General features: G+C 42.8%; 11 protein-coding genes. 5 read left to right on the top strand and 6 right to left on the bottom strand.

The annotated features are described in order from the left end of the window. Positions 1-7 precede the first annotated feature (7 nt). Complete coding sequence (locus EWU21_RS06485; protein WP_130896006.1) at positions 8-1,606, top strand: M28 family peptidase; 1,599 nt, start codon at positions 8-10, stop codon at positions 1,604-1,606. Between the two features lie 245 nt (positions 1,607-1,851). Here the strand turns inward: EWU21_RS06485 and EWU21_RS06490 are convergent, their stop codons facing one another. The 6 genes from EWU21_RS06490 to EWU21_RS06515 form a co-directional block, all read right to left on the bottom strand. After that, positions 1,852-4,002 (bottom strand): DUF4954 family protein, encoded by a 2,151-nt coding sequence (locus EWU21_RS06490; protein ID WP_130896007.1) that lies wholly within the window; start codon positions 4,000-4,002, stop codon positions 1,852-1,854. Next, positions 3,999-4,394: an SMU1112c/YaeR family gloxylase I-like metalloprotein gene (gene gloA2 / locus EWU21_RS06495; RefSeq protein WP_130896008.1), complete on the bottom strand. Its 396-nt coding sequence runs from the start codon at positions 4,392-4,394 to the stop codon at positions 3,999-4,001. The genes EWU21_RS06490 and gloA2 overlap by 4 nt, the downstream gene beginning before the upstream one ends. Then, on the bottom strand, positions 4,391-5,446 hold the full coding sequence (locus EWU21_RS06500) for a glycoside hydrolase family 130 protein (RefSeq protein WP_130896009.1): 1,056 nt from the start codon (positions 5,444-5,446) through the stop codon (positions 4,391-4,393). Before EWU21_RS06500 ends, gloA2 begins: the two co-directional genes overlap by 4 nt. A gap of 75 nt (positions 5,447-5,521) precedes the next feature. Further along, the gene (locus tag EWU21_RS06505; protein WP_130896010.1) at positions 5,522-6,190 is read right to left on the bottom strand and encodes a LolA family protein; all 669 of its coding nucleotides are present in this window, start codon (positions 6,188-6,190) and stop codon (positions 5,522-5,524) included. Beyond that, on the bottom strand, positions 6,187-7,032 hold the full coding sequence (locus tag EWU21_RS06510; protein WP_201738097.1) for an ABC transporter permease: 846 nt from the start codon (positions 7,030-7,032) through the stop codon (positions 6,187-6,189). Before EWU21_RS06510 ends, EWU21_RS06505 begins: the two co-directional genes overlap by 4 nt. Beyond that, complete coding sequence (locus EWU21_RS06515) at positions 7,029-7,940, bottom strand: ABC transporter ATP-binding protein (RefSeq protein ID WP_130896011.1); 912 nt, start codon at positions 7,938-7,940, stop codon at positions 7,029-7,031. The genes EWU21_RS06510 and EWU21_RS06515 overlap by 4 nt, the downstream gene beginning before the upstream one ends. A 309-nt stretch (positions 7,941-8,249) precedes the next feature. On the opposite strand from EWU21_RS06515, the gene EWU21_RS06520 reads away from it, so the two are divergent. From EWU21_RS06520 to EWU21_RS06535, 4 genes are all read left to right on the top strand, one after another. Then, positions 8,250-11,501, top strand: a complete 3,252-nt coding sequence (locus tag EWU21_RS06520) for a SusC/RagA family TonB-linked outer membrane protein (protein WP_130896012.1) — start codon at positions 8,250-8,252, stop codon at positions 11,499-11,501. Positions 11,502-11,523: 22 nt separating this feature from the next. Further along, positions 11,524-13,302, top strand: a complete 1,779-nt coding sequence (locus tag EWU21_RS06525; protein ID WP_130896013.1) for a RagB/SusD family nutrient uptake outer membrane protein — start codon at positions 11,524-11,526, stop codon at positions 13,300-13,302. Positions 13,303-13,426: 124 nt separating this feature from the next. Further along, positions 13,427-13,720 (top strand): hypothetical protein, encoded by a 294-nt coding sequence (locus EWU21_RS06530; protein WP_130896014.1) that lies wholly within the window; start codon positions 13,427-13,429, stop codon positions 13,718-13,720. 267 nt (positions 13,721-13,987) lie between these two features. Further along, complete coding sequence (locus EWU21_RS06535; protein WP_130896015.1) at positions 13,988-14,296, top strand: helix-turn-helix domain-containing protein; 309 nt, start codon at positions 13,988-13,990, stop codon at positions 14,294-14,296. The last annotated feature ends 3 nt before the right edge of the window (positions 14,297-14,299 follow it).

Below are 14,299 nucleotides of genomic sequence, written 5' to 3' on the forward strand. Positions count from 1 at the left end.
TCAACAAATGAAAAAAACTAACATCTACGTTTTAGGGCTATTTTTAGCTGCTAAATTTATCCCGATGAGCGCCATCGCTCAGGGAGATCCAGTTCCTTACGCGTTGTCTATTCGCGCGGATGATCTGAAAAAACACTTGACTTTTATCGCCTCAGATAGCCTGAAAGGTCGCAATACGGGTTCGCCAGAGCAGAAAGTGGCGGCGAATTATATTGCAGACTCTTTTAAGAAATCAGGCATTGCGCCAGTGAATGGGTCTTATTTCCAAAAAGTGGACTTAGTCAACCGCGCTTGGACGAACGTTTTCATTTCTGCTAAAGGAAAGAAATACGAATACCTAGGTGAGATGATGGCGAATGCACTTGCGCCTGTTGCAGCGAAATCAAAGTTTCCTTTAGTTTTTGCTGGTTTCGCGGTACAACAAGGAGGGTACACGGATTTTGACAAATTAAATGCTAAAGGTAAATACGTTTTAGCTTTCGAAGGGGAAGCAAAAGACGCATCGGGTAACTATGTATTGTCTGGTTCAAAAGATCCATCCGTTTTCGGGAAAGGCGACGGCTGGAAAGAAAAATTAAAGCGTGCACAAGCAGCTGGAGCGAAAGGTTTGATCTTGATCGCGGATCGCGATACGAAATCTTTTGGCAACCAAGTACGTCAACGTCAAGTGATGATGAAGCGTTTCGGGAATGAGCGCATGGCCTTCGCTGATGCGGCCTCTGCAGCAAACGAAGCGCCGGTCTTGTTAATCTCCTCTGAAGTGGCAGCTGAAATCTTAGGCACTACAGAAGCAGAGTTATTAGCTTACAAGGCATCGTTAGCCACGGCAAAAAAATCAGTTGCCTCGAAATTCAAAGCAGCTCCTATCGAAGTGACGATCGAAAGAACGGAGAAGCCAGTGGATACCTACAATGTCGTGGGTTATTTAGAAGGCACAGATAAGAAAGAAGAATTGGTTGTTTTAACAGCACACTATGATCACATCGGAGTTTCAGCAGATGGCCAAATCAACAACGGCGCAAACGATGATGGTTCTGGAACCGTAACGGTGATGGAATTAGCGGAGGCTTTCGGTAAAGCAGCGGCAGAAGGAAAACGTCCACGTCGTAGCATTTTATTCATGACGGTGACGGGTGAGGAAAAAGGTCTTTTGGGTTCTGAGTGGTACGCAAATCACCCTTTATTCCCGTTAAAGAACACGGTTGTAGATTTAAACACGGATATGACTGGTCGTTATGATGACGAGCACAAAGGCAAGCCGGATTACATCTACGAGATCGGTTCTGATAAATTGTCGTCTCAATTACGTGAGGTGTTAGTGGAGCAAAACAAGAAACACGTAGGTTTGGAATTAGACTACCGGTATAATGACGCGAACGACCCGAACCGTTTCTACTACCGTTCAGATCACTACAACTTCGCTAAACATGGTATTCCAGTGGCATTCTTCTTTAACGGAGTTCACGACGATTACCACATGCCAGGTGATGAGGTAGATAAAATCGAGTTTGACCAAATCCAAAAAGTAGGCCGTCTAGTGTTCTACATGGCTTGGGAAATTGCGAATAGAGAGCAGCGATTGGTTGTTGACTCGAATAAGCCATAATTGTTAGATCAATGGGTTCTGTAAATTATATGGTGAAATAAAATTCTGAAATTGTGCTTCGCAATAATTTCTTGAATTTCATTTCACCACACAATTTGAATCGAGCATTGAATCTAAAAATGGCTTGTTCTCTCTAATTATAATTAGTAGAATAAAAAAAGGGGACCTCGGTCCCCTTTTTGATGTATTCAGAAATGTTTCATAAACGTATCCCCGGAGGGGATTCCAACTTTATTATTTGTGCTTTATGCTCTATGCTTTAATCCTTCTAGATTTTCTCTAAAGGATATCGCGCGCATTTTTGCCTCCTGAATAAACTCATTCTCCTTCACATCACCGATCACCGCATCGAGTTCTGCTGCGTTTCCGAACATGGCTAAGCGGAACGGATCCTCATAGTCTTTTGAACGAGATCGTTCGATACCTGCCGTTAAGAAATCAGCGGTAGCGATGGCGCGATCAATCCAGGCTGGTATATTTTCGAACGCTGAAGGGTTGATCTGTAATAAGCCGTTTAAGGCGTTTTCGAATTTCTGCTCTGGGTACAGCGCCGCTTGTTTTTCGTAGAATTCGTGTACCTGTTTCCAGCGAGTGATTTGGCCTGATTTAATATCCTCTTTCATCTCGTTGATGACGCCGGATGGAATCAATTGTCCACCTAGATTTTCCCAAACTTGAATGGCTGTAGCATTTTTTAAGGTCGCTTGTAAAAGCGCCGATGGAGAAGCGGTGGGGTGGCGCTCGGAAGTGGCTAACCATTCTTTGGCCGCATGATAATATAACAAATCATGGAAGATCTGGTAGGCTTTATGAGCCTTAGCGATGCGCGTTCTGCGTTTCGTGTTCTCGATGCCTGTCGCGTAAACGGCTAACGGATTCGAAGCGTTGGCTGGGTCATTTAACCAAGCTTTGCCATCTCCACCGCCTAACGAATCAGAAACCCATTTCTCTAATAAGTTGATCCCTTGCAAGATTTCCGATACTGTGTCTGGCGCTAAGAAATCAAACTCGAGCAACATGTCTTTGTCGGTTCTTTGATCTCTAGCTGCGAATTTCCAGGCATTGCGGGCCAGGGCGTACATGTTGTATTGGAACCAATAGCCGGCGATGATCAATAATCCGCCTTCGGAATCATCGTTTCCGATTAAGGAGAAGGGAAGTGGATTGTGGATTTCACCTGGGTAATTTCCTTTCGAAATGAGGTTAAAGGAGGCGAACTTCGAGTTGTGTTTTAAGGCCACGGATAAGCCAGGCCAAAATCCACGTCCCGCCTGCAATTCCCCATCCGCTCCACGCGAATTGTGGTTTGAACCAAGGGTCGCGCCGGCGGCCATGTTGCTTTGGCCTTTGACGATTGCTGCGCACAAGAACGAGTTGTTGTGGTGTTGTTCGTGAGCCGGAAAAATGAGTGCATTTAATACCTCGCAACAAGAAATGGTGGAATTGCTTCCTAAGAATGAGTTGATCAAACGCGCACCGTATTTTAGTTGTGAGTGTGCCGCTAATATGAAACGAACCGCCTTCACACCGTAGAAAATGCGGCAGCCTTCGTGGATGATACCGTTCACGATTTCGCAGCCTTCGCCTATTTGGGTGGAGGCCTCGGCGTTCGAGATGATCGTTAAGTTCTTTAATTTATTCGCGCCTTTGATATAGGTATCGGTACCCATATTGACGTCTTTGATGATCCCGGTATTTTTGATGACGGTGCGGTCGCCGATTTGGCCGTAGAATCCGCGTTTAGACGAGAATTCTTGGATGGTCATTTCTTTGTACTTCGCTTGTAATAAGGTGTCATCGCGGTCTTGGGTCCATAAAAAAGCATCGGCAGGTTTCATTCCCACGAATGGAATGACCTTGCGTCCGCCATTTTCGTTGCCTAATTCCATCCAAATTCGGATGCGCTCTTCTTCGCCTTTCTTTACGATACCATTACCAAATTTCGCCGTCGCCGTGGTAGCTAATTCGTTCACTTGGAGGATCATTACTTCGTTTCCGATTTGGTAATGAGACAATAAGTTCACGCGATCGATGGCTACGTTATCGCCAAAATCACACGAGATCAAGGTGCTGTTATAAAGACCCACCGGCATGCGCAGGTTTTTGAATTCTAAATAGCAACTTTCTAAAATACCGATACGGTTAATGCCAAAAAAGCGGCAATTCTTCACCAAGTACGGATTAAAACCCTCTTTCACCCACACGTCTTTCCAGTTCTCTGCCTCGTTCAAGTTCGCTTCTAGGATACTAATCTCCCGCGGCGCTAGCGGACGGTAAGCCCCTAAGTCGATGTTGGAGTTGCGGTGGTCGAATTCGCTTTGGCCCTCTTCTAAGAAAGCGGGTGTTACGAAATCGAATCCTAGTTTTGAAAGTGGTTTTTTATCTATTCTATTCATAATTCATAAAATTCAAGGGGCAAATCATCCGGATCCGCGATAAAGGTAAATCGCTTCCCAGTGAACTCATCGATGCGAATGGGCTCCGATGTGATGCCTTTTTTGGTTAATTCCTGCACCGTCAAGTCCAGGTTATTTACTTGAAATGCCAAATGTCGCAAACCACAACTTTCCGGCCTCGAAGGTCGAGCGGGCGGGTTAGGGAAAGAGAACAATTCAATCACATAGTGATCGTTCAGCGCTAAATCCAATTTATACGAATCGCGTTCAGCCCGATACACTTCTCGGATCATTTCAAGTCCTAAATCCTGCGTATAAAAGGCCTTAGAACGCACATAATCCGAGCAGATGATGGCGATGTGGTGGACGCTATGTAATCCTAGTGAGCTCATTTTTTGATAGAAACAGCGATTTTAGAGTCTGCGGTTCCATAATAGAGGAACCATTTTCCTATAAAGGGTACTAAACCCTCCACGAAACATACTTCATTCACTTCACCTACTTTTTCATAGGGCTGATTAGGCCAAATAAAGGGCTCATTTGTTCGCGCCAAAACTTTATATGGTTTCTGTTCGTCGAACAATACTTGGCCGGCGGCATACGTGAATTTGGGGAAGCGCGCTTCATTGTAATTCGCCGCATTCGAGCTGTTGTAGATTAATACAATTCCTTCTTTGCGAAGTAGGGCATAAGGCCCTGGCTCTACTAATCGGCTATCGAAATAGCCAGCACGTGGTTTTAAAACGGATAAGCGAACGCTCATTTCTGCATTTTCTAAGATGTCCCAATGACGTAAGTTTTTCGAAGTCGCTAGGAATAAATCAGTGTCGCCGAAATACATATAATAGAGCCCTCCGATCTTTTTGGCCACGATTCTCGAACCGTTTTGTTCTGAAACTAGGGCACCTGATTTCGACCAGGTATTCAAATATTTTTCTGAGGTAAAAAGGGGGCCTATTTTCTCCCAGGTTTGTAAATCTTTCGAAAAGGCACCGCAAAGACGGGCCACTTTGCCGTCATAAGAGGTATACGTGAGAAAATAGCCGCCCTCTGAAGTTTCTACAATTCGAGGGTCTTCAATACCACCTGGCCATTCAAAGCCACGGAAGGCATCATTTGCCGGAAATAAAATGGGTTCAGGGCTTTTTTTGAAATGGATGCCATCTGCGCTGGTGGCTAAACCAATGCGGGAAGTTCCAAGTGAATCTTGTGCGCGATAAAGCAAATGAACGAGGCCATCGCGAACAAGGGCCGTGGGATTTAAGACGTTTTTGTTTTCCCAGCCTACTTTTTTCCCGGTGATGGGATCGAGGAAACGCGCTTCAAGGGAGGGGGAGAGAATCGGATTTTCAGCGTCAGCCTTTGTAAATCCGGTCAACTGCCAGTTTTGTGCGTTGCTTGTTAATGACAAACATAAAAGCACCCAACTTATGATTCCTTTCATTTTCGAGTCTATTTAGAAATCTAAATTACGAAAAAAGAACGAAAGCTACCGGTAATATAGTACAAGGAAGGAGTGTTAGTCCTTGAAGATTTTGTCTTCTATTCCTTGGTTAATGACGTAGTTCGTAAGAGACAGGCGAATTTGGCCGGTTTTGCGCGTATTTACCGGTGCGACCGCGGTGCGGTTGATATCGACTACGACGCCTTTCGGGATCTTGAATTTTTTTACGTCGACCGTGATATTCAATTCGGATGGAAGTCCGTAGGCTTTTTCAGCACCATATACATAAGTGGAAAGTACGGTTCCGTTGCTACGAGAGGTGATTTGAGATTTTAAAATCAAATCTAACGTAGGGTCGACCCAGATTTTCGCTAATACTATTTCACCTGAATCGTCTGTGGGCAATAAAGTAATTGACTCTGTTTTTACGCCATCAATAACCTCGAAACCGGTGAACAAGGCATTGTAAGCCGCTTTATTTCGCAATAAGGCAGTTAAGTCGGTGAAACCTTTTTTGGGCAAAATCGCAATTCCTTTTGTAATCATCCGAAATTTTTCCGGCTGTTTGAAATAAATCGTCGCCTTTGCCGGCATAATTCTGACCAGCGGAATATCGGATTTAATCAGAGACTCGACTTTGTAGTCACGCACCTTGTTCATGCGGGCTAACACCTGCATCACCGTCTTGTTCGCATCTTGTGCGAAGAGTGAAAAAGAAAGAAATAGTAAGATTACGCGCATCATGATTGAATATCTTTTCGGTGGAAAGTGTAAAGTGAAACGGAAATCAACACCACATTATGCGCCACTAAAACAGCAATGGATCTCCAAATCGCCGAAAGCGGCAGCGGGTCTTCAAAAAACGAACGCCAAGAAGCCATGTGAGTGGTGAATAGATATGGTTTGATGGGGTCAAAAACACGCACATCTAGGGTCCCGATAATGGTAAATAATAAGATAACAGACATCGTCGCCACGATAGGGCCTATGGAGTTATCCGTGAAACACGACAGGCAAATGGACAAAGAACTCACCGTAAACAGCGCTAAAAATGCCACCGCAAACCCGCCCAAATAACGCCAGTTCACATCTGCTTCCTGCAAAATCACTAATCCATCGGAATTCAGCACCATCATGTCTCCAGTTCCGAAAAGTAATTTTCCGACTACCACAGACATCACACCCATCCATAAAATGACGATTAAGGTATAAATGCCTCCGGCAATAAATTTGGATAACAGCAGTTGAACCCGAGAAATTGGTTTCGTGGCTAGCATTCGAATGGTGCCCATAGCCGCCTCTCCTGAGACTAAATCGCCGGTCACTAAGGCGACTAGGAGGGGGATTTGGACTAATAACATTTGTAAAATAATGAAGGCGACCAGGTTTCCATTCAAGACGTTGCCTTCGAAAGTCAAAGTCTGCTCGAAGGAAGCGGTCACAAAAGAGATGATGGACATTCCATCCGCTTTCAAAGCAAATTGGATGACGGCCACCAAAACGGTGATAGCGGCTAGTCCTAAATAACTTCGGGGCTTCAGCGCAATCTTGATAATTTCGTTATAAATGCTGTTGAAAAGGATCATTGAGATACAATTTTAATGAAATAATCCTCCAGCGTGCGTTTCGCTTCTAGGCTGTATATTTCGATATTTTGTTCAACGAGAAGTTTCGTCAAATAGGGGATTTCTGATTTTTCGATGGGGAATTGGATAGAAGAGTCTCCTACGTTATCCCATAAAAGAGTAGGTTTCCAGGCTAATAACACATTTTTTGCAGCGGGCATAGGACTCGCCTCTAAACGCAGAATCAGGTTTTCGCCGTTCATTAGATCACTCACATTGCCTTCTACGATCGATCGACCTTTATTGATGATGACCATTCGATTGCAAATCAGTTCGATTTCTGCCAAATTATGAGACGACAACAACACCGTTTTATTTTGCTCATTTTTCAGTCGCAAAATCAAGTTTCGAATATCGATAATCCCTTGAGGATCTAAACCTGTGGTGGGTTCGTCTAAAATGATGAGGTCGGGATTGTGCAAGAGCGTTTGGGCGATGCCTAGACGTTGCTTCATCCCGTGAGAGAATCCTGCAAATTTATCTCGTTCGCGACCGCCTAAGCCCACGAAGTCTAACATTTTGTAGATTTCTTGCTTAGAAGAAGGCTTTCCGGAGATGCGAGAGAAAATCTCTAAATTTCGGTAAGCCGATAAATATTTGTAGAAATCAGGTTTTTCGATAATACTACCAATGCGACCCAAAATGGATTCTCGGTGCGTAGTGATGGATTGCCCAAAAATCTCAACCGTCCCGCTGTCCGGTTTAATCAACGAATTCAAGCAACGAATGCTCGTACTTTTTCCGGCCCCATTCGGTCCTAAAAAGCCAAACACATCGCCTTTGTAAACAGAAAAGCTGACGTCTGAGACGGCTTGGAACGATCCAAATTTTTTCGACAGGTGGCGGACCTCAATAATTTTTTCAGGCATATCTTTCAAACACCTAAAAACAGAAAAAGGTTTTATTTTTTAATTAAGGAGTGAGAGGTGCGGATGAATTCCAATACTTTATTCTGCGGTAAATAGCGATTTAGACATTCCTCCGAATCAGGTAGACTTAAGGCAAAATCGCGAAGATCTAAAATGTCCATTTTGAGTCGAATAATAAATATTACAATTTAATAATGAAAAAATTATATAGCATTGTATAGTAGTGTGAAAAAATATTTCTAAATTTTCGCATTACAAGTTAATGATTGCCTGGCGGTTATTGGCTTATCACTCAAACCTTTTATTTATATGAAAAACAATTTCTACGTAAGCAGAGTGGTCTTTCTACTGGCCTTGATGCTCACCTTATCCTGGGTGGCATTTGGTCAAGATCGAAAAGTTGCGGGAACAGTCTCAGACGCCAAGGGCGGAGGGATTCCTGGAGTTTCTGTGGTGATTAAAGGTACAACGACCGGTACTACTACAGATGTGAATGGTGCATTTAGCCTGAATGTGAAAGGTAATGCAGATTTAGTGGTTTCTTCTGTAGGTTACAAAACGGTGAACGTTTCTGTAGGAAACAGAAGTTCTCTAGCGATTACCTTAGATGACGATGTAAGTCAATTAAACGAAGTCATCGTGACTGGTTACGCGTCTCAACGTAAAAAAGATATTACGGGTGCGGTAACAGTGGTAGGTGCGAAAGAATTAACGGCGGTTCCATCCGCTTCGTTAACCCAAATGTTACAAGGTCGTGCGGCTGGTGTGACGGTAGGTAATGATAACTCCCCTGGTGGAGGAACGATGGTGCGTATCCGTGGTTTTGGTTCGATTAATAACAACTCTCCACTTTATGTGATTGATGGTGTACCTACCCAAGGAACCTTAAACCAAATTAACCCAAGTGACATCGAGTCAATGCAGGTACTGAAAGATGCGTCTGCAGCGTCTATCTACGGTGCGCGTGCGGCGAACGGGGTTGTGATCATCACGACAAAACGTGGTGGAGAAGGCGAACCTAAGATCAATTTTGACATGTACACTGGTGTCCAAGATGTAGGAAAAACCTTGGACCTTTTAAATACCAAAGAATTAGGTCAGTATTATTATGAATCGGAGATTGGGGCGGGTAAGACTCCTGGAACGTCTCCTTCAGCTCAATACCGTTTCGGTGCGGATGGTTCTCAAACGATTGCGGATTATATTTATCCAAACGTCTATGGCGACCTTCCTTCTAACTATACGTATACGAACGATATTACAGATCCTGCTTTAGGTAAGACGGCTTTCAATATCACAAAATCGAATAAAGCGGGTACAAATTGGCAACGGGAGATTTTTGGCCCAGCTAAAATCTCTAACTTCCAATTAGGCGCTACAGGTGGCTCTAAATATGGTAAATATGCGATCTCAGGTAGCTATTTTGACCAAGAAGGTATCTTGAAATATACAGGTTATAAGCGTTACTCGGTTCGTGCAAATACCGAATTCAAGAAAGGTAAATTGACTTTTGGGGAAAACTTTACGGTTTCTTATGATGAAAGAATCGGTGTGCCATCAGGTAATAACAACGAATCTAATCCCATCATGTTTGCGATTCGTATTCAACCGATCATTCCCGTATTTGATATCACAGGAGGTCCTAAGGGCTTAGGTGGTACTAATACATCAGACTTAAACGGTTTTGCAGGTTCTCGTGGTTCTAACTTAGGAAATGCGCCTAACCCCTTAGCACGTCAATGGAGAGAGAAAGATAATCCAGTGAGAGCTTCTCATATCTTCGGTAACGTGTTTGCGGAAGTAGAAATCATTAAAGATTTGAAAGCGCGTACTAGTTTAGGTTTTGAATATAACAACTTTAACCAGGCAGCCTATTTAAACCGTGATATCGAAGCGGCAGAGCCACGATCTTCGAACTCATTAACGGTGTCTAACTCCTACGATCGCGCTATCACTTGGTACAATACCTTGAACTACAACAAGACACTGGGTGATCACACGGTGAACGTGTTAGTAGGTACGGAATCTGTTTCTACCTATGGTTTTGGTTTCAATGCCGCTCGTTCTAACTTCGCTTTTGATGATCCTTCGTATCGTTATTTGAATAATGGTTCTGCGGCAGGACTCTCGAATGCAGGTTCAGGTGCAACAATCACTGCCTTATTCTCTCAATTTGGTAAAGTGAACTATGCTTACAAGGACTTCTTGTTAGCTGACTTTACGATTCGTCGTGATGGTTCGTCTCGTTTCTCTTCAGCTTATCGTTATGGAGTTTTCCCCGCCTTCTCTGTAGGAGCTCGCTTAACGGAACTAGCTTTTATGAAAGACCTGACATTTATCAATGATTTGAAAGTACGTGGAGGCTGGGGTAAAACAGGTAACCAATTAATCCCGAACGTATACAATGCTTACACTTTGTTTACACCAGATCCGAATAATAACGCGTATGATATCACGGGTTCGGGTAACTCGATTGCGTCAGGTTTTGATATTTCTCAATTTGGAAACTCAGTAGGTCGTTGGGAAACGAATACATCTACAAACGTTGGTTTTGACGGGGTATTCTTGAATAGCAAATTAGATGTGACTTTTGACTGGTATACACGTACTACATCAGATATGTTAACGCAAGTGCCTATACCTAAGACAGCTGGTTCTGCCACGATTCCTTATGTAAATATTGGTGAAGTAAATAACACAGGTATTGACATTAACGTGACGTACCGTGATCGAATTGGTGATTTCCGATACAGCGTTTCAGCTATGTATTCACAATACAAAAACAACGTGGTTAAATTAAACGACGACCCGAAAGCATCGGTATTTGGATTCTCTACACGTCTTCCTGCTATCTCAGTGACGAAGGCAGGTTTACCAATCGCTAGTTTCTTTGGTTACATCGTAGATGGTGTAATTAAGGATGATGCGGAGGCGGCTTCTGCTCCTAAATTTGGTACGTATACTCGTGCAGGTGTTTTTAAATTCCGCGACGTAAATGGTGACGGTGTGATTACAGCAGCTGATAAAACGATCATCGGTAATCCGCATCCTGATTTCTCTTATGGTTTAAATGTAACTTTAGGGTACAAAAACTGGGAATTAACGGCGTTTGCACAAGGTGTTCAAGGAAACGAATTGTTTAACTATTTGAAATACTGGACAGACTTCAATACGTTCCAAGGTAACCGTTCTAAGGACATGTTGTACAACTCTTGGAAGAAGCAAGGAGACGTGGCTTTATTACCTCGCTTGAACTCTCAAGATGGTACATCACAACAAATATCCTCTTATTTCGTAGAGGATGGATCGTACATGCGTATCAAGAATATCCAGTTAACGTATACGGTACCTAAGAATTTATTGAGCAAGATTAAGTTAAGCAGTGTTCAGGTATATGTACAAGGCCAAAACTTATTAACCTTCACTAAATACAAAGGTTTAGATCCTGATATCAACTTGAGAACTTCTGGAAATGATAACCAAGATATTCACATGGGTATCGATGAAGGTGCATTCCCTGTAGCTAAATCATATAATGTAGGTCTAAGAGTTGGATTTTAATTTGAACAAATCAGATAAAAAAATGAAAAAGTTAATCATCATCAGCGCTTTAGTAGCGACCGTCGGTATCAACTTTTCTTGTACGGATAATTTCTTCGAAATCGAGCCTCAAGGTGCGGCTTCTTTGACATCATTAAGTAACAAGAATGGGGTGAATGCCTTGTTAATTGGAACTTACTCCTTATTAGACGGGGTAGGGGCAGGAAATACGGGACGTCAGTCTACGATTTCAAACTACGTTTTTGGAGGTATCACTTCAGGTGATGCTGTAAAGGGAACGGATATTGGTGACCAGCCAGAGCAAGAGTATATCGAACAATTTAACTGGTTATCAGATAACACGTACTTCTTAGGAAAGTGGCAACACACCTACGATGGAGTGGCTCGTGCAAACGAAACCATCTTACTGGCTAAGAGTACGGATGTGAAGGATATGACAGATGCTGAAAGAGCTCAAGTAGTAGCGGAAGCTCGTTTCTTGCGTGGTCACTACCACTTCGAGGGCAAAAAGATGTGGAACAATGTTCCGTATATCGATGAGACCATCTACAAAAGAGATGACCCTAACTCGACTAAGATTCCAAATGATAAAAATATTTGGGCTAATATCGAGGCAGACTTTTTAGAGGCATCGAAGGTCTTACCAGTCGTACAATCTCAAAAAGGTCGTGCAACGAAATGGGCAGCCTTAACCTACCTAGCAAAGGCGTATATTTTCCAAAAGAAATGGGCTGAGGCTAAGACTATTTTGTTAGATGTATATGCTAACTCTGGCAAAAAATTAATGCCTAATTACCACGATAACTACCGTAACATTACGAACAACAATGCGGAATCTATTTTCGAAGTAGAATTCTCAGTAAATGATGGTTCAACGGGTAACAATGGTAATGTGGGGGATAACTTGAACTGGCCCTACTCTGCGAACTCTCCTGGTCGTGGATGTTGCGGCTTCTACCTTCCATCCCAAAACCTGGTGAACGCATTCAAAACAGATGCAGATGGTTTGCCAATGATAGGTGCTAAAGCCGACGGTACGGATGATACCTACAACACAGTGGACGTTCCCAATGACCAAGGTTTGAAATCTAACGTAGCCTTCGATTTAAAGAAAGATGTACCAGTAGATCCACGTTTAGACTGGACAGTAGGTCGTCGCGGTGTTAAGTTCTTAGACTGGGGTGTGATGCCAGGTAATGATTGGATTCGTAATCAGCTTTACTCAGGTCCATACATTGGTAAAAAATGGATGTATTATTTAGCGGATGAAGGTAGTTCGACGCACTCCACTTCTAGACGTGCGGTGAACAATAATTACCGTTTGTTAAAGATGTCTTCGGTTATCCTTTGGTTAGCAGAGTGCGAAGTTGAGTTAGGTAATTTAGCTTCGGCTGAAACCTATGTTAACTTGATTCGTAATCGCGCTAAAACGGGGTCGGTTCAAGATGCATCCATTACCTATGCAGTTAATCCTTATCCTGCGGGCACGTTTGCTGCGAAAGGGGCTGATTATGCTCGGAACGCCGTACGTATGGAGAGCCGTTTAGAGTTTGCGATGGAAGGTCACCGTTTCTTCGACTTAGTACGTTGGGGAATTGCAGAGCCTTACTTGAACAAGTACTTGAAAGAGGAGTCTGTAAATGCAACAGACTTAGCTGGACGTACGTATAACAAGCGTGGTTATTTAGTAGGAAAAACATACAAAGCGGGTCGCAATGAATATTTCCCTCTTCCTAACGACGAGATCTTAAACTCTCAAAAGAATGGGGCTGCTACTTTAAAGCAGAATCCTGGTTATTAATAACTTGGAATAAATTAATGAGGAAGTCAGGGCTGAAAGGTCCTGACTTTTTTTATATTTGACCTATAAACCTGTCTTAATACTTCGTCCCCTTCGGTATACTACCCCTTATATCTTATGTTTGATGGCTTTTCTTGCCTTCACGAAAACTGGATTCTATAGCTGTGTGCCTTTGCAAATAGGAGCGTTGTATATGTTTTTAACGAGTTTAGATTCTTCTTTGACTTTCTTAGACACTGCAGGTCACATAGTGGCGACGCCGGAGGATCCAAGTACGGCCTTGTTAGAAACCGTGAATTACATTGAGCATTATGGATTGCAGCGTGATTTTGCTAAAACAACCTTCGAACGGGTGAAACCGGCCCATAGGCTATCCATGTATGATTTTACTCGCCTTGTTTCCACCTATCTGATTTAAGGTGATGCATCGGCAGATGGATAGGTTTGGGATTATTCCACGGTACTATTTTATCAATTTACTGGTTTCTAAATTTGGAAACTTTGCATAGCTTTGCTAGGTTTGTAAATGGAAAAAGATGAGGTATTTTGAAACGAGATTTTTAGAAGAGGCGAATCAGTTTTTAGCTAAGTTGGATGCCAAATCTGTAAATAAGATACTTTATAATATCGATCTGGCTGAACTGACGAATGATCCGAAGCTTTTCAAAAAACTGACTACTGAAATATGAAAACTTACTCGCTTGGCGAAATGAAGGACAAGCACATAGGGCCTATTGGTTCTAGTGAGCGAGATGAGTATGAATATGAGCTGCGCATGGAGGTTTTGGGAAAAATGATCAAAACAACTAGACGCGAACGAAATTTAACTCAAGAAGAGTTAGGTAAACTAGTGGGCGTGCAAAAAGCGCAAATTTCTAAATTAGAAAGTAGCACCAATAGTGCGACAATAGATACCATCTTGAAGGTTTTCTCTGCCATGAAAGCAGAGATAAACTTCAATGTGAGACTGGAAGATAATTTTGTGAAATTGTAAGAA

Source organism: Aquirufa antheringensis (assembly GCF_004307425.1).
Lineage (GTDB): Bacteria > Bacteroidota > Bacteroidia > Cytophagales > Spirosomataceae > Aquirufa > Aquirufa antheringensis.

Excerpts from the sequence above, each read along its gene's own strand:
- EWU21_RS06485 (WP_130896006.1), top strand. The coding sequence starts at position 8 with ATGAAAAAAACTAACATCTACGTTTTAGGGCTATTTTTAGCTGCTAAA.
- EWU21_RS06490 (WP_130896007.1), bottom strand. The coding sequence starts at position 4,002 with ATGAATAGAATAGATAAAAAACCACTTTCAAAACTAGGATTCGATTTC.
- gloA2 (WP_130896008.1), bottom strand. The coding sequence starts at position 4,394 with ATGAGCTCACTAGGATTACATAGCGTCCACCACATCGCCATCATCTGC.
- EWU21_RS06500 (WP_130896009.1), bottom strand. The coding sequence starts at position 5,446 with ATGAAAGGAATCATAAGTTGGGTGCTTTTATGTTTGTCATTAACAAGC.
- EWU21_RS06505 (WP_130896010.1), bottom strand. The coding sequence starts at position 6,190 with ATGATGCGCGTAATCTTACTATTTCTTTCTTTTTCACTCTTCGCACAA.
- EWU21_RS06510 (WP_201738097.1), bottom strand. The coding sequence starts at position 7,032 with ATGATCCTTTTCAACAGCATTTATAACGAAATTATCAAGATTGCGCTG.
- EWU21_RS06515 (WP_130896011.1), bottom strand. The coding sequence starts at position 7,940 with ATGCCTGAAAAAATTATTGAGGTCCGCCACCTGTCGAAAAAATTTGGA.
- EWU21_RS06520 (WP_130896012.1), top strand. The coding sequence starts at position 8,250 with ATGAAAAACAATTTCTACGTAAGCAGAGTGGTCTTTCTACTGGCCTTG.
- EWU21_RS06525 (WP_130896013.1), top strand. The coding sequence starts at position 11,524 with ATGAAAAAGTTAATCATCATCAGCGCTTTAGTAGCGACCGTCGGTATC.
- EWU21_RS06530 (WP_130896014.1), top strand. The coding sequence starts at position 13,427 with ATGGCTTTTCTTGCCTTCACGAAAACTGGATTCTATAGCTGTGTGCCT.
- EWU21_RS06535 (WP_130896015.1), top strand. The coding sequence starts at position 13,988 with ATGAAAACTTACTCGCTTGGCGAAATGAAGGACAAGCACATAGGGCCT.